We start from the raw sequence: 17,783 nt of genomic DNA, 5'->3' as shown, positions 1-17,783 counted from the left end.
TTTTTATATGCGTTAGGGATTGTAGCGGCATCCTTTTGCCAAGGCAAAAGATATAGCGAAAAGCCCGACCCTTGTGGTAACGCCATTGTTATTTTATTCGTTTTTCCAGTTTAATCTATCCATTTGATTGTATGGCCATGGTGCACCGTTATTCTCTATGTTGGTCATCATATTATTTAATTCTACCGGTGCGGCTGATTGTTCCATTACAAGAAAACGTCGCATATCTAAAATGATTGACAGTGGATTTATACTTACAGGACAAGCTTCAACACAGGCATTACATGAGGTGCAAGCCCAAATTTCTTCTCTTGTAATATAGTTGTCCAACAACTGTTTGCCATCTTCAACAAAGGTTCCTTTATTTGTGTCAATATTTTTTCCTACTTCTTCTAAACGGTCTCTGGTATCCATCATAATCTTTCGAGGCGATAATTTTTTACCTGTTAGATTTGCAGGACATTCACTTGTACATCGTCCGCATTCTGTACACGTGTAAGCATTTAATAACTGAACCCAGTTTAAGTCCTGCACATCGCTGGCACCAAATTTTGCTGGCATTTCTGCGCCTTCAGCTGGTGCTGCAAATGGGTCAATATTTGGATCCATCATCATCTTCACTTCTTTGGTTACAGCTTCAAGATTATTAAATTGTCCTTTAGGCTTTAAACTAGCATAAAACGTGTTTGGAAAAGCTAAAAGAATATGCAAATGTTTTGAAAAATATAGATAATTTAAGAACACTAAAATGCCAATAATATGAAACCACCATGCTGTTCTTTCTATAGTATGTAATCCAGATTCAGAAAAGCCATTAAATAAAGGCGCCATTGAATGACTGATTATGTTTCCTGAATTCATGGCTTGAAAATGAACATCGGTAGCATTCATGACCAAAAACAACGTCATTAAAACCATTTCAAAATATAAAATGTTGTTGGCATCGTTTTTTGGCCAACTGGTCATTTCACTTTTCCAGAATCGATTTAGTCTTATAACGTTTCTTCTAATCCAAAAAACAATGACTGAAACAAAAACCAGAACTGCCAAAATTTCAAAAGAACCGATTAGTATTCCGTATAAAGAACCAATAGAAGAAAAAATTCTGTGCGTACCGAGCAGTCCGTCAATAATAATCTCTAAAACTTCTATGTTGATAATTACAAATCCAACATAAACTATAATATGCAAAAAACCTGCTACAGGACGACGCACCATTTTACTTTGTCCTAAAGCAATCATAACCATGTTCTTCCAACGTTGGGATTTATTATCGCTTACATCAACATCATTACCTAATTTAATATTTCGGATTAGCTTTTTTACATTCAATGTAAAATAACCAATGCCAACAATAAGTGCTATTGCAAAAAGAACATTTGGTAAATAATTCATTGTTTTTTATTTGGTTTCAACTTCTGAATAAGGAATTTCCTTTTTTGACAAAACTCTAAAATAACGTTTTGGATGCAACTTAATATCTCTTAACAACTCTTCAATTTCTTTTGAAGCTCCTTCAAGATTTTTATATAATGCTTCATCTTTAAGTAATTTACCCATAGAACCTTCACCATTATTTAAACTAGAAAGAAGCGTATTTACATTTGTTAATGTTGTGTTTAAAGATTCTACTGTATTACCCAGATTTGCTTCTTTTAATTGTGCTGTTATTTGTGATAACTCGGTACTTGTGGTTTTAAAATTCTCAAGAATTGTAGTAATGTTTTTATCATTTTCTGAAACCACTCCATTAATAGAATATGCCAAATTTTTATAAGCAGTTAATGTAGCATTAAGCTCTTTAATGGTCTTTTTTAAACCTGCATCTGATTCATCAATTACAATTTTATTAATATTACCTAAAAGCGAATCAGTTGATTTTAAAGTTGAATCTAAATTTTCACTTAACCCAGAAAAGTTTTTTGAAAGACTTCTAATAAGACCTACTTCTACTTCAGATTTTAAAACATCACCTGGTTTTGCAATGTCATCATCATAAGCCAAAACAATGGAAATAGCATTACCACCCATTAAACCTGTTTCATATAAACGAATAGTACTGTTTTTAGAGAATTTTAACTGTTCACTTACAGAAAATGCAATTCTTGTTTTTCCTGTTTTATAATCATAAATAATATCTTGGACTTTCCCAACGGTATTACCTTTAACAGTAACTACTGAAGAACTGTTTAATGCATTATAATCGAACTCTGTGTAGTATATATTATCTGGTTCAAACAAATTTATCCCTTTCAAATAATTATAACCAAAAATAAAAAGGATGATTCCCAATAATACAAGAACGGCAGTTTTAACTTCTTTAGATATCTTCAAAGCTTTGTTTTTTTTTAGTGAAAACAAATTTAAAATAAATTTAAAAAGAAAGTGCTTAATTAGTACTTGTTTTTAAAGCATCTGCCAAAGGAATTCTATTTCCATCTTTAAAAGCAACAATAAAACTAGATTTATAGCCTTTTGATTTTGCCTTTTCCTCTAATAATTTCGCTTCATTATAACTTGGAGTTGAGCCCGTATAATACTTGTACAGGTTACTTTCAAAATCAAACGAAATATCTTCAAGTTTTTTGAAATTATATGGTTTTGGTTCAATTTTTCTTGAACCAGCAGCTATTTGAACTTTAAAAATAATATCTGAATCAACTGGTTTTAATTCTTCTTTGCTACTTTCTGCAATTTGATTTGAACTTGGATTTTCCTGATAATTGTACTCACCAACATTTCCATCAATATTATGCTTATATTCAAAAATGGCATTTGTAATAGCTGTTGATATTTCTTTTTGTCCATTATCTGAATTTAAATATCTGCCTTCTTCTTTATATGTTAAGAAGCCTATTTCAACCAATACACTTGGCATTACCGTTTGATGCAATACTATAAATCCTGCTTGTTTAACACCTCTGTTTTTACGGTTTAATTTGTTTGTAAACTTATTTTGAATATAACTTGCAAGCTGAATACTTTGGTCCAGATATTCTTCCTGAGCTAAGGTTAAACCAATGACAGATTCGGGAGAATTTGGGTTAAAACCTCCATATTTACTCTCATAATCATTTTCTAGAAAAATTACAGAGTTCTCTTTTTTGGCAACTTCAAAATTTGTTTGGTTTCTGTGGGTTCCCAAAACAAAGGTTTCTGTACCATGCGCATCAGAATTATGAGAATTACAATGTACCGATACAAATAAATCGGCATTGGCCTTATTTGCAATTTGCCCTCTTACAAATAAATCAATAAAAACGTCTTTATCTCTGGTATATATAACCTTTATATTAGGGTTCTTTTCAAGTTGTTTACCAACTTCCAGAACAATTTTTAAAGCAATATCTTTCTCTTTATAGCCATTTCCAACGTTTCCTGGATCATTTCCACCATGGCCTGCATCAAGAACAACAACAAACTGATGTGATTTACCATCATCTCCAGAAACAAAAGATGAAAATGTTAATACTAATATAAAAGATACGAAAAGTAATAGTTTGTGCGTTTTCATATGTATTTTAACGACTTAAAACCTAGGTTTATTTTATTTTAATTTTTTATTTGATAAAGAAATAATCACAAAAAAAATATATGTAATTTTGGCTTTTCAAAAACCGAGCCATACTTTTACAAAAATACATTTAAAAGCATTGCATACAAACAACTTTAAACTACTTTTTGCATTAAGTTTTACAGTGTTTATAAACATGTTTAGCTTTGCTCAAGATATTCCCAAAAAAACAAATTCAATACAGCCAACTGTTAAAGACAGTATCATTCTTGACAGAAAGGATTTACCAAAAACTGAAGTTTCAGAAAAAAAACAAGACACTACTTATAAAGACACATTAAAACCTAAAAAGAAAGAGCTTTTAGAACATATTGTTGATTATAAAGCTACAGATTACACATCATTCAATCAAAAACAACAAAAGCTATATTTATATAATCAAGCCGAAATAACATACGGCGACATGAATATAAAAGCTGGTAATATTATTATTGATTATAGTAAAAATGAAGTGTATGCCAAAGGAATAAAAGACTCTATTGGTGAATACTCTCAAGCTCCTGTTTTTACACAAGGGTCAAATGTAGTAGAGCCAGACTCTATTTTATTTAATACAAAAACACAAAAAGCGCTTATTTATAATTCAAAAACCGAGCAATCAGGAGGAACCGTAATAGCCGAAATTACCAAAAAAGAAAATGATTCTGTTTATTTTATTGCTCGAGGCAAGTATACTACAGCACAAGATTTAGACGACCCAGAATATTATATCTTGCTTAGAAAAGCGAAAGTTGTACCGGGTAAAAAAATTGTAACTGGTTTAGCTAATTTATTTATTTATGATGTACCAACTCCTTTAGGTTTACCATTTGGTTTTTTTCCTCAATCTGAAAAGCAAACCTCTGGGATTTTATTTCCAACCTTTGGAGAACAAAATAGTCGAGGATATTTTTTACAAAATGGAGGTTATTATTTTGCAATTAGCGATTATGTAGATTTAGCCGTTTTAGGCGATTATTATACTAATGGTAGTTATGGTTTTAGAGCAGAAAGCAATTATGCGCTACGTTATAAGTTTAGAGGGAATTTTGGATTTCGTTATGAAAATTTAATAAATAGCGAACGAGGTTTCCCAGATTATTCAAAATCTACTGTTTACAACTTGCGTTGGTCGCATAGTAAGGACGGAAAGTCTAGTCCAAATTCTCGTTTCTCAGCTTCTGTTAACTTAGGTAGTAGTACCTATTATAAAACATCATTAAATCAGGTTAATACAGGAAGCTTCTTAAACAATACACTTTCATCATCTGTATCTTACTCAAAAACGTTTCAAGGAGAACCTCAAGTTAATATAAGTTTAACCGCTACGCATTCTCAAAACACTAATACAGAACAAATTAATATGACATTACCTACGTTTCAAGGTAGTGTAGGACGTATTTTTCCGTTCGCTCCAAAAACAGGTTCTAAAAAAGGTATCATTGAAAATATAAACCTGCAATATAACATTAGAGGAGAAAATAGAATTCAAACAACAGACTCTTTATTCTTTAAAAAAGAAATGTTTAGAGATGCTAAAGCTGGATTTCAACATTCCATCCCTTTAAGCACTAATTTTAAAGTCTTTAAATATTTTAGTCTAAGCGCTAGTACTAATTACAACGAAGTCTGGACTTTTAAAACAATTAAAAAGTCTTACGACCAGATTCAAAGAACTGCCGTTACGGAAACAATTAATGGTTTTGACACGTTTAGAACTTATAACTTCAGCACAAGTTTAGGAACCACTATTTATGGAATGTTTGATTTTCGAAAGGAAGGAAAAGACCCCAAAATCCAAGCTATTAGGCATGTTATGAGACCATCGATAAGCTACAACATAAACCCTGCTTTTGATAAATATTATGATTCTTATGAAGTTATTAGTGCAGATGGTTTAACAACAAGCGAAGTAGATTATTCTCGTTTTGAGCAAGGTATTTTTGGTTCTCCCAATAAAAATTTTTCAAGCTCTATGGGTATTTCATTATCCAATAATTTTGAAGCCAAAGTTAAAGATAGAGACACTACAGCTACAGAACCTAAAAAGATTATTCTGCTTAACAACTTAAATTTCTCTACTTCATATAATTTTGCAGGTGATTCTTTGCAGTGGAGTCCCGTAAGAGTAAGTGGTGGCACACAACTTTTTAAAAATAAAATGAGTATCAATTTTGGTGCAACTCTAGATCCTTATGCGCTTGATAACAACAATAACAAGATTGATAAATTTAATATTGATAATGGCGGAAGCCTTTTTAGATTGACAAGTGCAAACCTAACTTTAAATTACTCGTTTTCAAGTAAAAAAGATGATAAAGACAAAAATAAATCAGGCATACAAGAAAACTTAAATAGCGGTGGTCGTGACGATGATTTGTTTGGCCTTCCAGATGGACAGACAACTGGCCGATTTGATGATGATGAGAAAAAAGGTGGAGATGAAGAAAAAGTTAGTCAATTTTACAATTTTAAAATTCCATGGAGTGCTCGTGTTGCATATGCTGTAAATTATAATAATTCAAGAAGACAAAATGAAATATCTTCCCATTCACTAATGTTTTCCGGTGATATTGATTTGTCACCAAAATGGTCTGTGGGTGCTTCTTCTGGTTACGATTTAAAAAACCAAGGTTTTACTTATACGCAATTACGTTTTGAAAGGGATTTATTAAGTTGGCGAATGAATTTTAGTTGGGTTCCATTTAGTTCAAGAGCCTCTTGGTACTTTTTTATTGGCATAAAATCAAATATCTTGAAAGACCTTAAATACGATAAGAGAAACCAACCAGATATTCAGCTTTAAAATCTAAAAATTACAATGAAAAAAATTATCATTACACCAAATGCTCCTGCTCCTATTGGCCCTTACAATCAAGCGATTTTAAAAGGAAACACGTTATATACATCTGGTCAAATAGCAATAAATCCTGAAAGTGGCGAGTTGGTTTTAAATGATATAAAAACTGAAACAAAACAAGTCATGGAAAATTTGAAAGCTGTTTTAAAAGCGGCTGATATGACCTTTGATGATGTTGTTAAAACCACGATTTTCATTTCTGATATGAATGATTTTGGACAAATAAATGAAGTCTACGGCAGCTATCTTGATGAAGAAAATGCACCAGCCAGAGAAACTGTTCAAGTGGCAAAACTACCCAAAAATGTTCATGTTGAAATAAGTATGATTGCTATTAAGTAATTGTAAATATCTTAACTTTCAATACTATTTGGAGCATATTTGACTAATAGTTCTTTTAGCTTTTCTGTTTCGATTGGTTTGGCTAAAAAATCGTCAATCCCTGCTTTTTTAGCATTTTTTATATCTTCTTCAAAAGCACTAGCAGAAACTGCAATTATAGGAATTTTATGTTCTTTATATTTATGGCTGGCTTTAATTAATTTTGTAGCTTCATATCCATCCATTTCTGGCATAAAAATATCCATAAACACCATATCAAAATCTAAAATATTAAATAGCTTAACAGCATCAGAACCGTTTTTCACAAACGTACAATCTGCCCCTTGTTGTTCTAAAAGAAACTTAATAACCTTTTGGTTCATCACATTATCTTCGGCTACAAGAACTGTAAATTTATAGTCAAATCTGTTTAATAAAATTGGTGTTGGTTCAATTTGTTCTCTCTCAAAATTAAGTGTTTTTTGGAGTTGAATACTAAAATAAAATATGGAACCTTCATTCTCTTTACTTTCAAGTTTAAGTTCTCCACCCATTAAATTTAATAGCTGGCAAGAGGCCGTTAAACCTAAACCAGTACCACCATAATAATCAACAATCGACAAATGATTTCTCTGTGAATCACTCATAATGCGTTTTGCCTTTTCAGGTGAAATTCCAATACCAGTGTCTTTAACATAAAAAGTAACTATTTGATAATCATCTGGCCCAACTGTTTGATCTATAGTTAATGATACCTTACCTGCGTTTGTAAATTTGATGGCGTTGCTTAATAAGTTGGTTAAAATCTGCTTAATCCTTTTAATATCTCCAAGCAATAAAAATTTCTGGTTTTCATCAGATAAAAACTTGAATTCAAATTCCAAACCACTATCCCAAGCTTCATATTCAAATACTTTTATAAGTTTTGCTAAATCAGATTTCAAATCAATGGCAGATAATTCCAATTCAACTTTTCCGCCTTCAACTTTCGAGTTATCTAAAATCATGTTGACCAATTGCAAAACATGTTCAGAGGAATATTCTGCAATTTCAAGCTGAATCTGTTGTTCTGTGGTCAACTCGCTTTGCTTTAGCATATTTATCATGCCTAAAACTGAATTCAAAGGTGTACGGATTTCATAACTCATATTTGCCAGAAAAACGGATTTATAATCAGAAGATTTAACAGCTTCATCTAAATCAGTTTCTAACCTTCTCAATTTAGATTTAAGAGCCTCTAAAGTTTTATCCAAATCAGTTATATCTACAATATTTGAAACTAAAGTTTCTTGCTTAAAGTTGCTTAAATTGTTTGCTTTCTTGTTTAGCTTGTTTAAATCTCTTGTCATTCGGTAAGCTAAAAAATAAGCAAGCGTTAAAAATAGAACAGCAATTAAAACAAATAACATGAGCGCATTTCGCTGAAATGCATTCCATTTGTTTTGTATTGTTTGATGAATTTTGCTTTTTAGAGAAGTTAACTTAACCGTAACATTTAAAATGTTTTCACTGCTTTTTTTAACAGAAGTTTCATTAATTGAATTAATGTCATTTATTATACCATTAAATTCACTATCATAATTAATAGAATGACTTTTGAAATCATTATTAATAGCTTCTAATTTTATTTTACTACTGTTAATATCTGTATTAAATGTTTTGAAATAATCAGCATCATACAATTCTTGTTTTTCGTCTAATAATAACTGAAAATTAAGTGCGCTTTGAGCAATATCAAACTTGATTTCCTGAAGATCAGTAACTAAAGTGTCTAAATATTTATTTCGTTTTTGAACATGAGAATACCCAATAAAAAGTAGCATTAGAGCCAAAATAAAAGTAAAAAAAATCAATGTTATCCTTACTTTAAAGGAATTCATTGACTGAAAAAGAAATGCCATCTTTAATTGCTTTTCAACAAACTTATTTATAATTGATGTAATTCCCAAAACAAATGACACTATAAATTTTAATAAAATTAATTCGTTTAACTATTTGATTCATCTTGAGTATAATACTAAAAATTAACTACTTAATTAATCAATTTATTACTTTTTATTTTAATATTCAACTTTAAAAATAATACATTTGAAAATCCATTAATTTGATAGAAAATGCGCATAGAATATGATTTAAAATTAGGCTTTAAAGATGTTATGATTCGTCCTAAACGATCTACCTTAAAAAGTAGATCGCAAGTCAATTTAGATAGAGAATTTAAATTTTTACATAGCCCGTTTACTTGGGAAGGAGTTCCTGTTATGGCAGCCAATATGGATACTGTTGGTACCTTTGAAATGGCTAAAGTTTTAGCTAGTAAAAAATTATTCACTGCTATACACAAACACTATTCAATTAATGAGTGGAATGAATTTTTTATAAATTCACCAAAAGGAATTGAAGACTTCATAGCCATAAGTACAGGAACTGGTAAAAAAGATTCTGAAAGATTGGCTGAAACTTTTAGTTATAATCCTCAATTAAAATTTATTTGCATTGATGTAGCAAATGGATATTCAGAGCATTTCGCAAATTTTGTAAAAAAAACAAGAGAGCAATACCCAGATAAAGTCATTATTGCTGGAAATGTAGTAACTGGAGAAATGGTTGAAGAATTATTACTGTCAGGAGCCGATATTGTTAAAGTAGGCATTGGACCAGGTTCTGTTTGTACAACAAGAGTAAAAACAGGAGTAGGTTACCCACAATTGTCTGCAATTATTGAATGTGCAGATGCTGCTCATGGTTTAGGCGGGCAAATTATTAGCGACGGTGGTTGCACAACTCCTGGCGATGTTGCCAAAGCATTTGGTGCTGGAGCAGATTTTGTTATGCTTGGAGGGATGCTGGCAGGACATGATCAAAGTGGTGGAGAAATCATTGAACGCAATGGAAAACCATATAGAAAATTTTATGGCATGAGTTCTTCTACCGCCATGGAAAAACATGTTGGTGGCGTTGCTGAATATAGAGCTAGCGAAGGCAAAACTGTTGAAGTTCCTTACAGGGGAAATGTTGAATCTACCTTACAAGATATTTTAGGCGGTTTACGTAGCACTTGTACCTACGTTGGTGCTCAACGTTTAAAAGAACTTACCAAACGAACCACTTTTATAAGAGTAGCTGAACAAGAAAACAGAATCTATACAGAATAATTTTTTCTTACTAATTGGATTTAAACCGATTATGGATGAATCTATTAGCTCCATTTTAAAGAATACTTTTATCAAAAATGAGATAACAATAGTAGAACATTGATGCTTTCATTATAATATAAAAGTGACATTTAATGATTTATTATATGAAACGTCATTATCAATTTTAGATACTTATTAATCATTCACAGCAACAAACCCAATAGTACAGGAAAAATAAAATGAAGTAGCTGTTGATATTAGACCTTATACATATTAAAACAAAAAAAAAGATGGCTGCCCATCTTTTTTTATCTTAATTATAAAAATGTTTATTTAAGATTTTTAGTGTGAAAAGCAACTAAACCTTCTATAGGTCTTCTTTCAAAATTTCCAACTTTAAAGCCCATTTCTTCACTAACTTCTTTTATTTCTTGTTGGGAAAAATAAGCTATTGAACCAGCAAAATGTACTGGAACTGTTTTAACTTCTTCCTTATACTGCATAATAAAATTTTTCACGAAAAGTCTAATTCCATCTTTAATAACTTCTCTAATATAATCTGAGTCTTTATTTAAAAACATAAATTCAGCAAAACTTGCTAAATATGCATTTGGATTTGGTTGTTTATAAATATTATACTTAATATAATCAGCCTCTAAATTATATTTAGAAGAAAAAGCAACTTTAATTTTATCTGGCATATGATTAAAATAATAATCCCTGATTAATTGCTTTCCATAATAATTTCCAGAAGCGTCATCCATTAAAATATAACCCAAAGATTGAACTTTTTGATGAAGTTTATTGCCATCATAATAGCTACAATTTGAACCAGTTCCCATAATACAAACTACAGCAGCTTCTTTATCGTGATTAATCGTTGCATAAATAGCTGCCATGGTATCTTCTTCAACTTTAACAACTGCATTAACAAAAACTTCTTTTAATACACTTGCCACAATCTCTTTCCCACGATCTGTTCCACAACCAGCACCGTAAAAAAACACATGAGTAACAATATTTCTATTAGCCTTTAAATCGCTATTTTTCTTAATTGTTTTTTTCAGTTTTTTTTCAGTTAAAATTTCAGGATTGAGACCTTTGGTACGCATTTTCTCCATTAATTGGTCTCCGTTTTTATCTATTGCAATCCAATCACACTTGGTAGAACCGCTATCAACAATTAAAATCATAAGCTAGTTTTAAATAAAAACTCCATAAACTACTGTTAATTCACAATAAATTTATGGAGTCATTAATAATTATTTTATTTGAAATTATATTTTACTGATGTGTTGAGCAAGGTCAACTAATTTAGTAGAATAACCAAATTCGTTATCATACCAAGATACTAATTTAAAGAAATTATCATTTAAAGCAATACTTGCATCAGCATCAAAAACACTTGTCATTGATTCTGAAACGAAATCCTGAGAAACTACAGCTTCTTCAGTATACCCCAAAATACCTTTTAATTCAGTTTCTGAAGCTTTCTTTAATGCAGCTTTTACTTCAGCCCAAGTTGCAGATTTTTCAGTTCTAACAGTTAAATCAACTACTGAAACATCTGGAGTAGGTACTCTAAACGACATCCCTGTTAATTTTCCATTTAATTCTGGAATAACTTTTCCAACGGCTTTTGCAGCTCCAGTTGAAGAAGGTATAATGTTAGCTAAAGCACTTCTTCCTCCTCTCCAATCTTTTCTTGATGGTCCATCAACAGTTAATTGAGTTGCTGTTGTTGCATGAACAGTTGTCATTAAACCTTCAACAATTCCGAAGTTATCATTTATAACTTTAGCTAAAGGGGCCAAACAGTTTGTGGTACATGAAGCGTTAGATACAATTGTATGAGCAGCAGTAATTTCTTTATGGTTAACTCCCATAACAAACATTGGTGCGTCTGCAGATGGAGCAGAAATAGCTACTTTTTTAGCACCTGCAGTAATATGCTTTTGTGCACCTTCTAAAGATGTAAAAATACCTGTACAATCTAAAACAACTTCAGCACCTACAGCGTCCCATTTTAAATCTTCTGGATTACGCTCAGCTGTAATTCTTATTTCATTTCCGTTTACTACTAAGTTTCCATTTTTTACTTCAACAGTTCCGTTAAATTTTCCATGAACTGAATCGTATTTTAATAAGTAAGCTAAATGTTCTACATCTAAAAGATCATTAATTCCTACTATTTCAATATCAGGTCTTGAAGCAGCTACTCTAAAAGCTATTCTTCCAATTCTACCAAATCCGTTAATTCCTAATTTTAATTTTGACATTTTTTATCTACTTTAACTTGTTAAGTGGCCATGATTTCAGACACACGCAATAATTCTAAATTTATTTTTGATTTTCCTTTAATTGCACTTTCTAAAGGTGTTAACTCCATTTCGTTATTGATTAAGCCAACCATATAATTGGTTTTTCCAGCCATTAACGATTCAACTGCTTTCACACCCATTCTACTTGCTAAAACACGATCGAAACATGATGGTGAACCTCCTCGTTGCATATGCCCAAGTACAGAAACACGTACATCATAACCCTCCATATTTTCGTCAACATAGTCTTTCAATTCAAAGACACTTTTACCTATTTTATCACCTTCTGCAACTATAACGATACTTGATGATTTTCCTGATTGTCTGCTTCTTCTTAATGATTCAACTAATCTATCTAAACCAAGATCTTCTTCAGGTATTAAGATTTCTTCTGCGCCAGCACCAACACCAACATTTAAAGCAATGTGACCTACATCTCTTCCCATTACCTCAATAAAAAATAATCTATTATGTGAACTGGCAGTATCTCTAATTTTATCAATGGCATCAACAACTGTATTTAAAGCTGTATCAAAACCTAATGTATGTGAAGTTCCGTAAATATCATTATCTATAGTTCCAGGAATTCCAATTACCGGATAACCAAACTCTTGATTAAAAATCATTCCTCCAGTAAAAGTTCCATCTCCTCCAATTAGAACTAACGCATCTATATCGGCTTGTTTTAATTGACTATGGGCTAATACCCTTCCTTCTTTGGTTCTAAAGGCCATAGATCTTGCAGACTTTAATATAGTACCTCCTCTATTAATGATATCCTTAACACTTCTAGCATTCATTTCTTTAAAATCTCCTTCCATCAAACCCTCATACCCACGGTAAACACCAACACATTCTATATTATGATAAGCACATGTTCTAACAACAGATCTAATTGCTGCATTCATACCAGGAGCATCGCCCCCTGATGTTAAAACACCTATTTTTTTTATTGTTTTTGACATTTTTATTTAATTATAAAGTAAAATTACTAAACAAAAAATTAGATAACTAATAGCATTTTGTTTTTTTTACGCAAGCGCCAAAACTACAACGTTTTAGTTAATAAAAAACATTATTTTTTATTAAATCATTATTTGAAACAGGTAATTTTTATCAATTTTATTTTTTTTCAGAATTTTTGATGCCAACAAAATCTGGCAGTGAACCTTTGGTTTCGACATCAGTTTCTTTATTAGAGATTTCTCCTCTTTTCTTGGAATTTGTGAATAGTTTTTGAAGTAATTCTTTAAAGGTATCAAAATCTACATTATATGAAATACCAACACCTTGAGTATAGCCAATTTCTTCACCAAAATTACGTATACTATTTTCTCTGTTAAATACTTTAGCTCTTAGTGTACCATCTTCATTTAACAAAAATTCAATTTGAACATCACCAGCAACAACTGTTTGTGTCTCGCCTCCAACTGGAACACCAACCTTGCCATTAATTAATACTCTATCGCTTATTTGGGTTTGCAAGGTTAAGTCAAAACGATCATCGGTTTTGTAATCTGGTCTATTCTCACCAACTTCATAATTTATACCTACATTAAATTTACTGTCATCGCTAGAAAAAATACTGTTTACAATACCATTTAAACGTTCAGCAATGGTGCCTGAAAAATTAAGCTCGCTTAAACCTCTAGAAAAAGCTCCTGTTGATAAAAGGTAAAGTGCTTGATTTTGCCTGTCTCCATTTGATTCCAACCTGTATTGTAATTCAGATTTTAATGTTGAATTTACATTAGGGAATTCAAATTCAAAACTTGGTTCTGGTTGCTCTAATTCGCCTGTTAAATTAATATTTAATTCAACTGGAATACTTCTATTGATTGGGTTATCAAGTAATGGAGAAGGATTAGCTTGTGTTTTATATATAGCTTCTATATTTATACGTGCCTTTAGAGGGTCACCATCCCATGCAAGAGTACCTCCTGGTACAACTGTAAACTTCTTACCTATTAATCCTCCATAAGCAAAGTTATAAACACCTTCAAACACAGAAAAGTCACCATAAATATTAAATTTTCCATTTGTGTTTATTTCAACTAGCATACCTCCATTTCCTCTACCTTTAAGTCCGTGTCCTGTATCTTTATTTATGATAATTTCTATTTCTGCATCTTCTGTAATATCTAAATCAAAATCAAGTTCCAAACCTTTAATTTCATTAAATTTAAAATCAACCCCATTTTTTCTTGCCAATTTTTCTTCAGGACTTAAAAAATGTATGTATGAATTATCTCCAAAAGATTCTGTGTCACTTAACGGAATTTTAAATACTGTACCTGATTTTGTTTCTCCAATAACACTTATAACTAGTTGGTCTGTTGGTCCTTTTATAGAAGCATTACCTCCAACAAATCCGGTACCATAATACAAGGCGTCTTCGGTTTCAGAAGTATTTAAAATTAATAATCTTGGTGTATTCAAATCAAAGTTTAAACTCCAATCGGATAAATTTACATGGCTTAATGACCCATTAAGCTGTCCTTTGGATTTAAATTTAGTGTCTGTTAATTGTAATTTATTAAAAATAAAACTTTGGTTCTTTAAAGCTATAACTGTGTTATTTGCAATATCATAATCAACGTTTAGGTATGGTATTTTAAATCCGGCATTATTGGCTACTAGTTCACCATTTATTTCTGGACGTTTTAAATTACCCGAAACATTTGTTTTACCAGTAACGGTTCCTCTTATATTACTTAAAACATCTTGCAATAATGGATTTAAAGGCGCTAAATTGAATTTATTGAATGTAAGATCGACATCAATATTTGAACTCCTACTAGCTACATTTATGTTTCCATAGGCACTAAAAGACTTTGATTCATCGTCTTTTATTGTAATATCTACCAAATAATTCGTTAAATCATCATTCCCTTCAACACTTGCATTGAAAGAACCAAGTTCAAAATCATTAACTTTAAAATCATCAATAGTAATGGTGGAATTGGGTAAATAACTACCATTCTTTTGAAGTATATCCAGTTTTCCATTTACATTACCGGCAAATGACAAACTATCAACATCTGGTATTATTTTCGCGAGATCGACATTTTTAAATTTGAGATGAATATCTTTTTGTGTAGAATCTTTTAAAATTCCCGATAATTGAATTTCCTCATTTTTATGGTTTATTCTAATATTATCAATATTAAATGAAGTTAAATTTTTATCAAATGAAATTTTATTAAAATTATCTTTCTTTTCATTTATAAACCAAACATTATCTTTAATGGTTATATCAGACTGTTTAAAACCAATTACCGATTTGTTTTCTTCATTAATTGTATGATAAAAACTTAAGTTATAACTGTCATTATTTTTATTTCCACCATTAAATTCAGAACGCATAAACAATGTATCATTAACCGTTACATTAATAAGATTGAATTTTGAAATATTATAATATTTGGTTTTAATGCTATCAACCTCAATGTAGGTGTTAAAAAGTGGGTTGTTATTATCAACTTGCAGCTCAATATTATTTGCAAAATAATCTAAGTATTTTATTTCTGGCGATTTAAAAGTTAGTTGAAACCCTTTCTCATTACTTTCTACTTGCCCTTTTATAAATGTGTTTTTTCCCAGCTTAATTTCAGGATAAAACACTTCAATTATTTTGTTATAAATTTTAAAATTAAAATTGATTGACTGGTTTTGTTTTACCTTGAATGGTATATAATTTGTATAAATACTTCCAATTGCATTTTGAAACAATTTTGCAATATCATTAAAAACAAATTGACCACTCATTGTTCCTTCAATAATATCTGGTGAGTTAATTTGAATGAATCTTGTTTTATCCTCGAAACGTGATGATATGGCAAACTCCTTAAAATAATAAGTATCATTCTGATTTTTGTATGATGTATTTTTAAATGCTACTTGACCATAAGCGTCGTCTAAATCGCTTGCATTCATGTTCATTTTTACATTACTTTGAAAAATTGAGATACTATCATTTTTAACAAAGTTCAATTTTTTTAAATCTGCATAAAACACGTTTGCTTCAAAATCATACTTTTTTATTTTTTCTGAAAAATCTGCAAGGCCATTAAAGTTTAGTTTTAAATTATTATCATTAACATTAAAATTTCCATCAAAAATGCGGTTTCTCACATTTCCGGCTACTTTAATGTTTTGATAATTGTATTTATTAAATTCAATTTGAAACACATCTCCTTTAACTTGTGTATCAATGGTTTCTGCAACAAAACCAGTTCCATTTACATCAACATCTAAACTAATATGTCCAAAATTGGGGTCATTTACTAAAGCTCCAAAATCAAAGTCATTAAACATAACCCTACCCTTATAAGAAGCATTATCAATATTATCAATTCTGGTCATACTCAAATTAGAATCAACAAAACCAAGTTCTGTTTCTATACTTAAATCGGCTAAAATTGTAGAAGGTGTTAATTCTGTTTGTCCTATTAAAGTAAATTTTCCTAATCGGTCAAATGAAGATGGTATGGATTCACCCAAAACATTAGGCAAAAGTGCTTTCAAATCTTTATAGATAGAAGTTAAGTTGCTAAACTTAGCGAACATATAAAAATTGTTTTCTTCTTTATTGAAAAGGTTTTTAAAATTAAAACTTCCTATGATTTTTGAATTAGCACTTGTATCTAAATTCAAATTATTGGCTTGTAAATTATTTAATGTACCTGATAAATCTACACTAAATTTGGCATGCTGATTTTCGCCAAATTCATTATAAAATGTGTTTAACTCGTTTAGAAGAATGTTTGAATCTGTAAACTTTGCCTTTAATTTAACTTTATCTTCAAAATTTTTAAAATCTTCTCTATTGTACGAAAATTTCAAGTCTCCTTTTAAAATAGAATTTGTTGTTCTAATTTCTAAGTTAGCAAACGTCATATCCTGAAGTGTATATAAAAAATCTGTCATCATGTTTTTTATAACAACACCTCTACTATCTTTAAGCGCCAGTGTATTAATTCTGGCACCAACATCACTTCCATTAATTAAAAAATTGGTTGCATTAATATTTAAATCTTCAAAATCTAAAATTTTTACGTTCTCTCTATTTTCGTCTGAAAGTTTAAAAACACCATCATAAATGGAAACATCACTGGATGACAATAAAAAACTGCTTTTCTCTTTTCTTGGGTTATCATCATCAAACTTGGCCACAAAAACATCGAGATTGGTATCTGTTTCACCTTTATATGTTTTAACATTAAACAATAAACCATAAATATCAATGTCACCAAAAACCAATTTGCCCTTAATTAAGTTTCTAACACTTAAAATAGAAGTGTTTAGTTCTGTAATGCTAATTAAAGTGTCTTGTTTGAAATCTTCAATATAAATATTCTTAAGTTCAACATCACCATTAAACTGCAAACCAACTTTATCTATATTAATATGTGTACCAAAATCATCATTTATTTTTTTAGTGACATAATTGCCAATACCCGTTTGAATTGAAGGAATAGATAATATCAACACCAAAATGATGAATAACAACAGTAAAATCCCTGCTATCTTTGATAATATTTTTAGAAACTTTTTGATACCTGTTAAAGTTATAATTTAATTAAGAAAAA

The 17,783-nt window shown here is 30.4% G+C and carries 11 protein-coding genes; 3 read left to right on the top strand and 8 right to left on the bottom strand.

The genetic code is table 11. The features are described from left to right. Nucleotides 1-93: 93 nt before the first annotated feature. Genes V8G69_RS09555 through V8G69_RS09545 form a run of 3 tightly spaced genes read right to left on the bottom strand, consistent with a single transcriptional unit; the run spans nucleotide 94 to nucleotide 3,514 of the window. Nucleotides 94-1,395 (bottom strand): 4Fe-4S dicluster domain-containing protein, encoded by a 1,302-nt coding sequence (locus V8G69_RS09555; RefSeq protein WP_394881632.1) that lies wholly within the window; start codon nucleotides 1,393-1,395, stop codon nucleotides 94-96. Nucleotides 1,396-1,401: 6 nt separating this feature from the next. Further along, nucleotides 1,402-2,334 carry an MlaD family protein gene (locus tag V8G69_RS09550; protein WP_394881631.1) on the bottom strand — a complete coding sequence of 311 codons (933 nt, stop codon included), beginning with the start codon at nucleotides 2,332-2,334 and terminating at the stop codon, nucleotides 1,402-1,404. Nucleotides 2,335-2,389: 55 nt separating this feature from the next. Continuing rightward, entirely contained in the window at nucleotides 2,390-3,514 is a 1,125-nt protein-coding gene (locus tag V8G69_RS09545; RefSeq protein WP_394881629.1) for an N-acetylmuramoyl-L-alanine amidase, read from the bottom strand. 88 nt (nucleotides 3,515-3,602) lie between these two features. Between V8G69_RS09545 and V8G69_RS09540 the strand changes: the two genes are divergently transcribed. Next, nucleotides 3,603-6,359, top strand: a complete 2,757-nt coding sequence (locus tag V8G69_RS09540) for a putative LPS assembly protein LptD (protein ID WP_394881628.1) — start codon at nucleotides 3,603-3,605, stop codon at nucleotides 6,357-6,359. A 15-nt stretch (nucleotides 6,360-6,374) separates the two neighbouring features. Beyond that, nucleotides 6,375-6,755, top strand: a complete 381-nt coding sequence (locus V8G69_RS09535) for a RidA family protein (protein ID WP_394881627.1) — start codon at nucleotides 6,375-6,377, stop codon at nucleotides 6,753-6,755. Nucleotides 6,756-6,766: 11 nt separating this feature from the next. Here the strand turns inward: V8G69_RS09535 and V8G69_RS09530 are convergent, their stop codons facing one another. Next, nucleotides 6,767-8,557, bottom strand: coding sequence for a response regulator (locus V8G69_RS09530; RefSeq protein ID WP_394881626.1), 1,791 nt, complete (start codon nucleotides 8,555-8,557; stop codon nucleotides 6,767-6,769). Nucleotides 8,558-8,848: 291 nt separating this feature from the next. Between V8G69_RS09530 and V8G69_RS09525 the strand changes: the two genes are divergently transcribed. After that, nucleotides 8,849-9,889: a GMP reductase gene (locus tag V8G69_RS09525; protein WP_394881625.1), complete on the top strand. Its 1,041-nt coding sequence runs from the start codon at nucleotides 8,849-8,851 to the stop codon at nucleotides 9,887-9,889. Nucleotides 9,890-10,200: 311 nt separating this feature from the next. On the opposite strand, the gene V8G69_RS09520 is transcribed toward V8G69_RS09525, so the two are convergent. From V8G69_RS09520 to V8G69_RS09505, 4 genes are all read right to left on the bottom strand, one after another. Continuing rightward, nucleotides 10,201-11,064, bottom strand: a complete 864-nt coding sequence (locus V8G69_RS09520) for a BadF/BadG/BcrA/BcrD ATPase family protein (protein ID WP_394881623.1) — start codon at nucleotides 11,062-11,064, stop codon at nucleotides 10,201-10,203. 84 nt (nucleotides 11,065-11,148) lie between these two features. Beyond that, complete coding sequence (gap, locus tag V8G69_RS09515; protein ID WP_394881622.1) at nucleotides 11,149-12,150, bottom strand: type I glyceraldehyde-3-phosphate dehydrogenase; 1,002 nt, start codon at nucleotides 12,148-12,150, stop codon at nucleotides 11,149-11,151. Nucleotides 12,151-12,170: 20 nt separating this feature from the next. Beyond that, nucleotides 12,171-13,157 carry a 6-phosphofructokinase gene (pfkA, locus tag V8G69_RS09510; protein ID WP_394881621.1) on the bottom strand — a complete coding sequence of 329 codons (987 nt, stop codon included), beginning with the start codon at nucleotides 13,155-13,157 and terminating at the stop codon, nucleotides 12,171-12,173. Nucleotides 13,158-13,314: 157 nt separating this feature from the next. Next, nucleotides 13,315-17,703, bottom strand: coding sequence for a translocation/assembly module TamB domain-containing protein (locus tag V8G69_RS09505; RefSeq protein WP_394881619.1), 4,389 nt, complete (start codon nucleotides 17,701-17,703; stop codon nucleotides 13,315-13,317). Nucleotides 17,704-17,783: the final 80 nt, after the last annotated feature.

The sequence above is a fragment of the Gaetbulibacter sp. M235 genome, from assembly GCF_043876835.1.
Classification (GTDB): Bacteria; Bacteroidota; Bacteroidia; order Flavobacteriales; family Flavobacteriaceae; genus Yeosuana.
The sequence above is the reverse complement of the archived record's forward strand: the minus strand, read 5'-3'. Positions and strand labels throughout refer to the sequence as shown.

Bases quoted from the DNA above. Each gene is read 5' to 3' on its own strand.
- pfkA (WP_394881621.1), bottom strand. From the start codon at position 13,157: ATGTCAAAAACAATAAAAAAAATAGGTGTTTTAACATCAGGGGGCGAT.
- V8G69_RS09555 (WP_394881632.1), bottom strand. From the start codon at position 1,395: ATGAATTATTTACCAAATGTTCTTTTTGCAATAGCACTTATTGTTGGC.
- gap (WP_394881622.1), bottom strand. From the start codon at position 12,150: ATGTCAAAATTAAAATTAGGAATTAACGGATTTGGTAGAATTGGAAGA.
- V8G69_RS09545 (WP_394881629.1), bottom strand. From the start codon at position 3,514: ATGAAAACGCACAAACTATTACTTTTCGTATCTTTTATATTAGTATTA.
- V8G69_RS09520 (WP_394881623.1), bottom strand. From the start codon at position 11,064: ATGATTTTAATTGTTGATAGCGGTTCTACCAAGTGTGATTGGATTGCA.
- V8G69_RS09530 (WP_394881626.1), bottom strand. From the start codon at position 8,557: ATGCTACTTTTTATTGGGTATTCTCATGTTCAAAAACGAAATAAATAT.
- V8G69_RS09525 (WP_394881625.1), top strand. From the start codon at position 8,849: ATGCGCATAGAATATGATTTAAAATTAGGCTTTAAAGATGTTATGATT.
- V8G69_RS09535 (WP_394881627.1), top strand. From the start codon at position 6,375: ATGAAAAAAATTATCATTACACCAAATGCTCCTGCTCCTATTGGCCCT.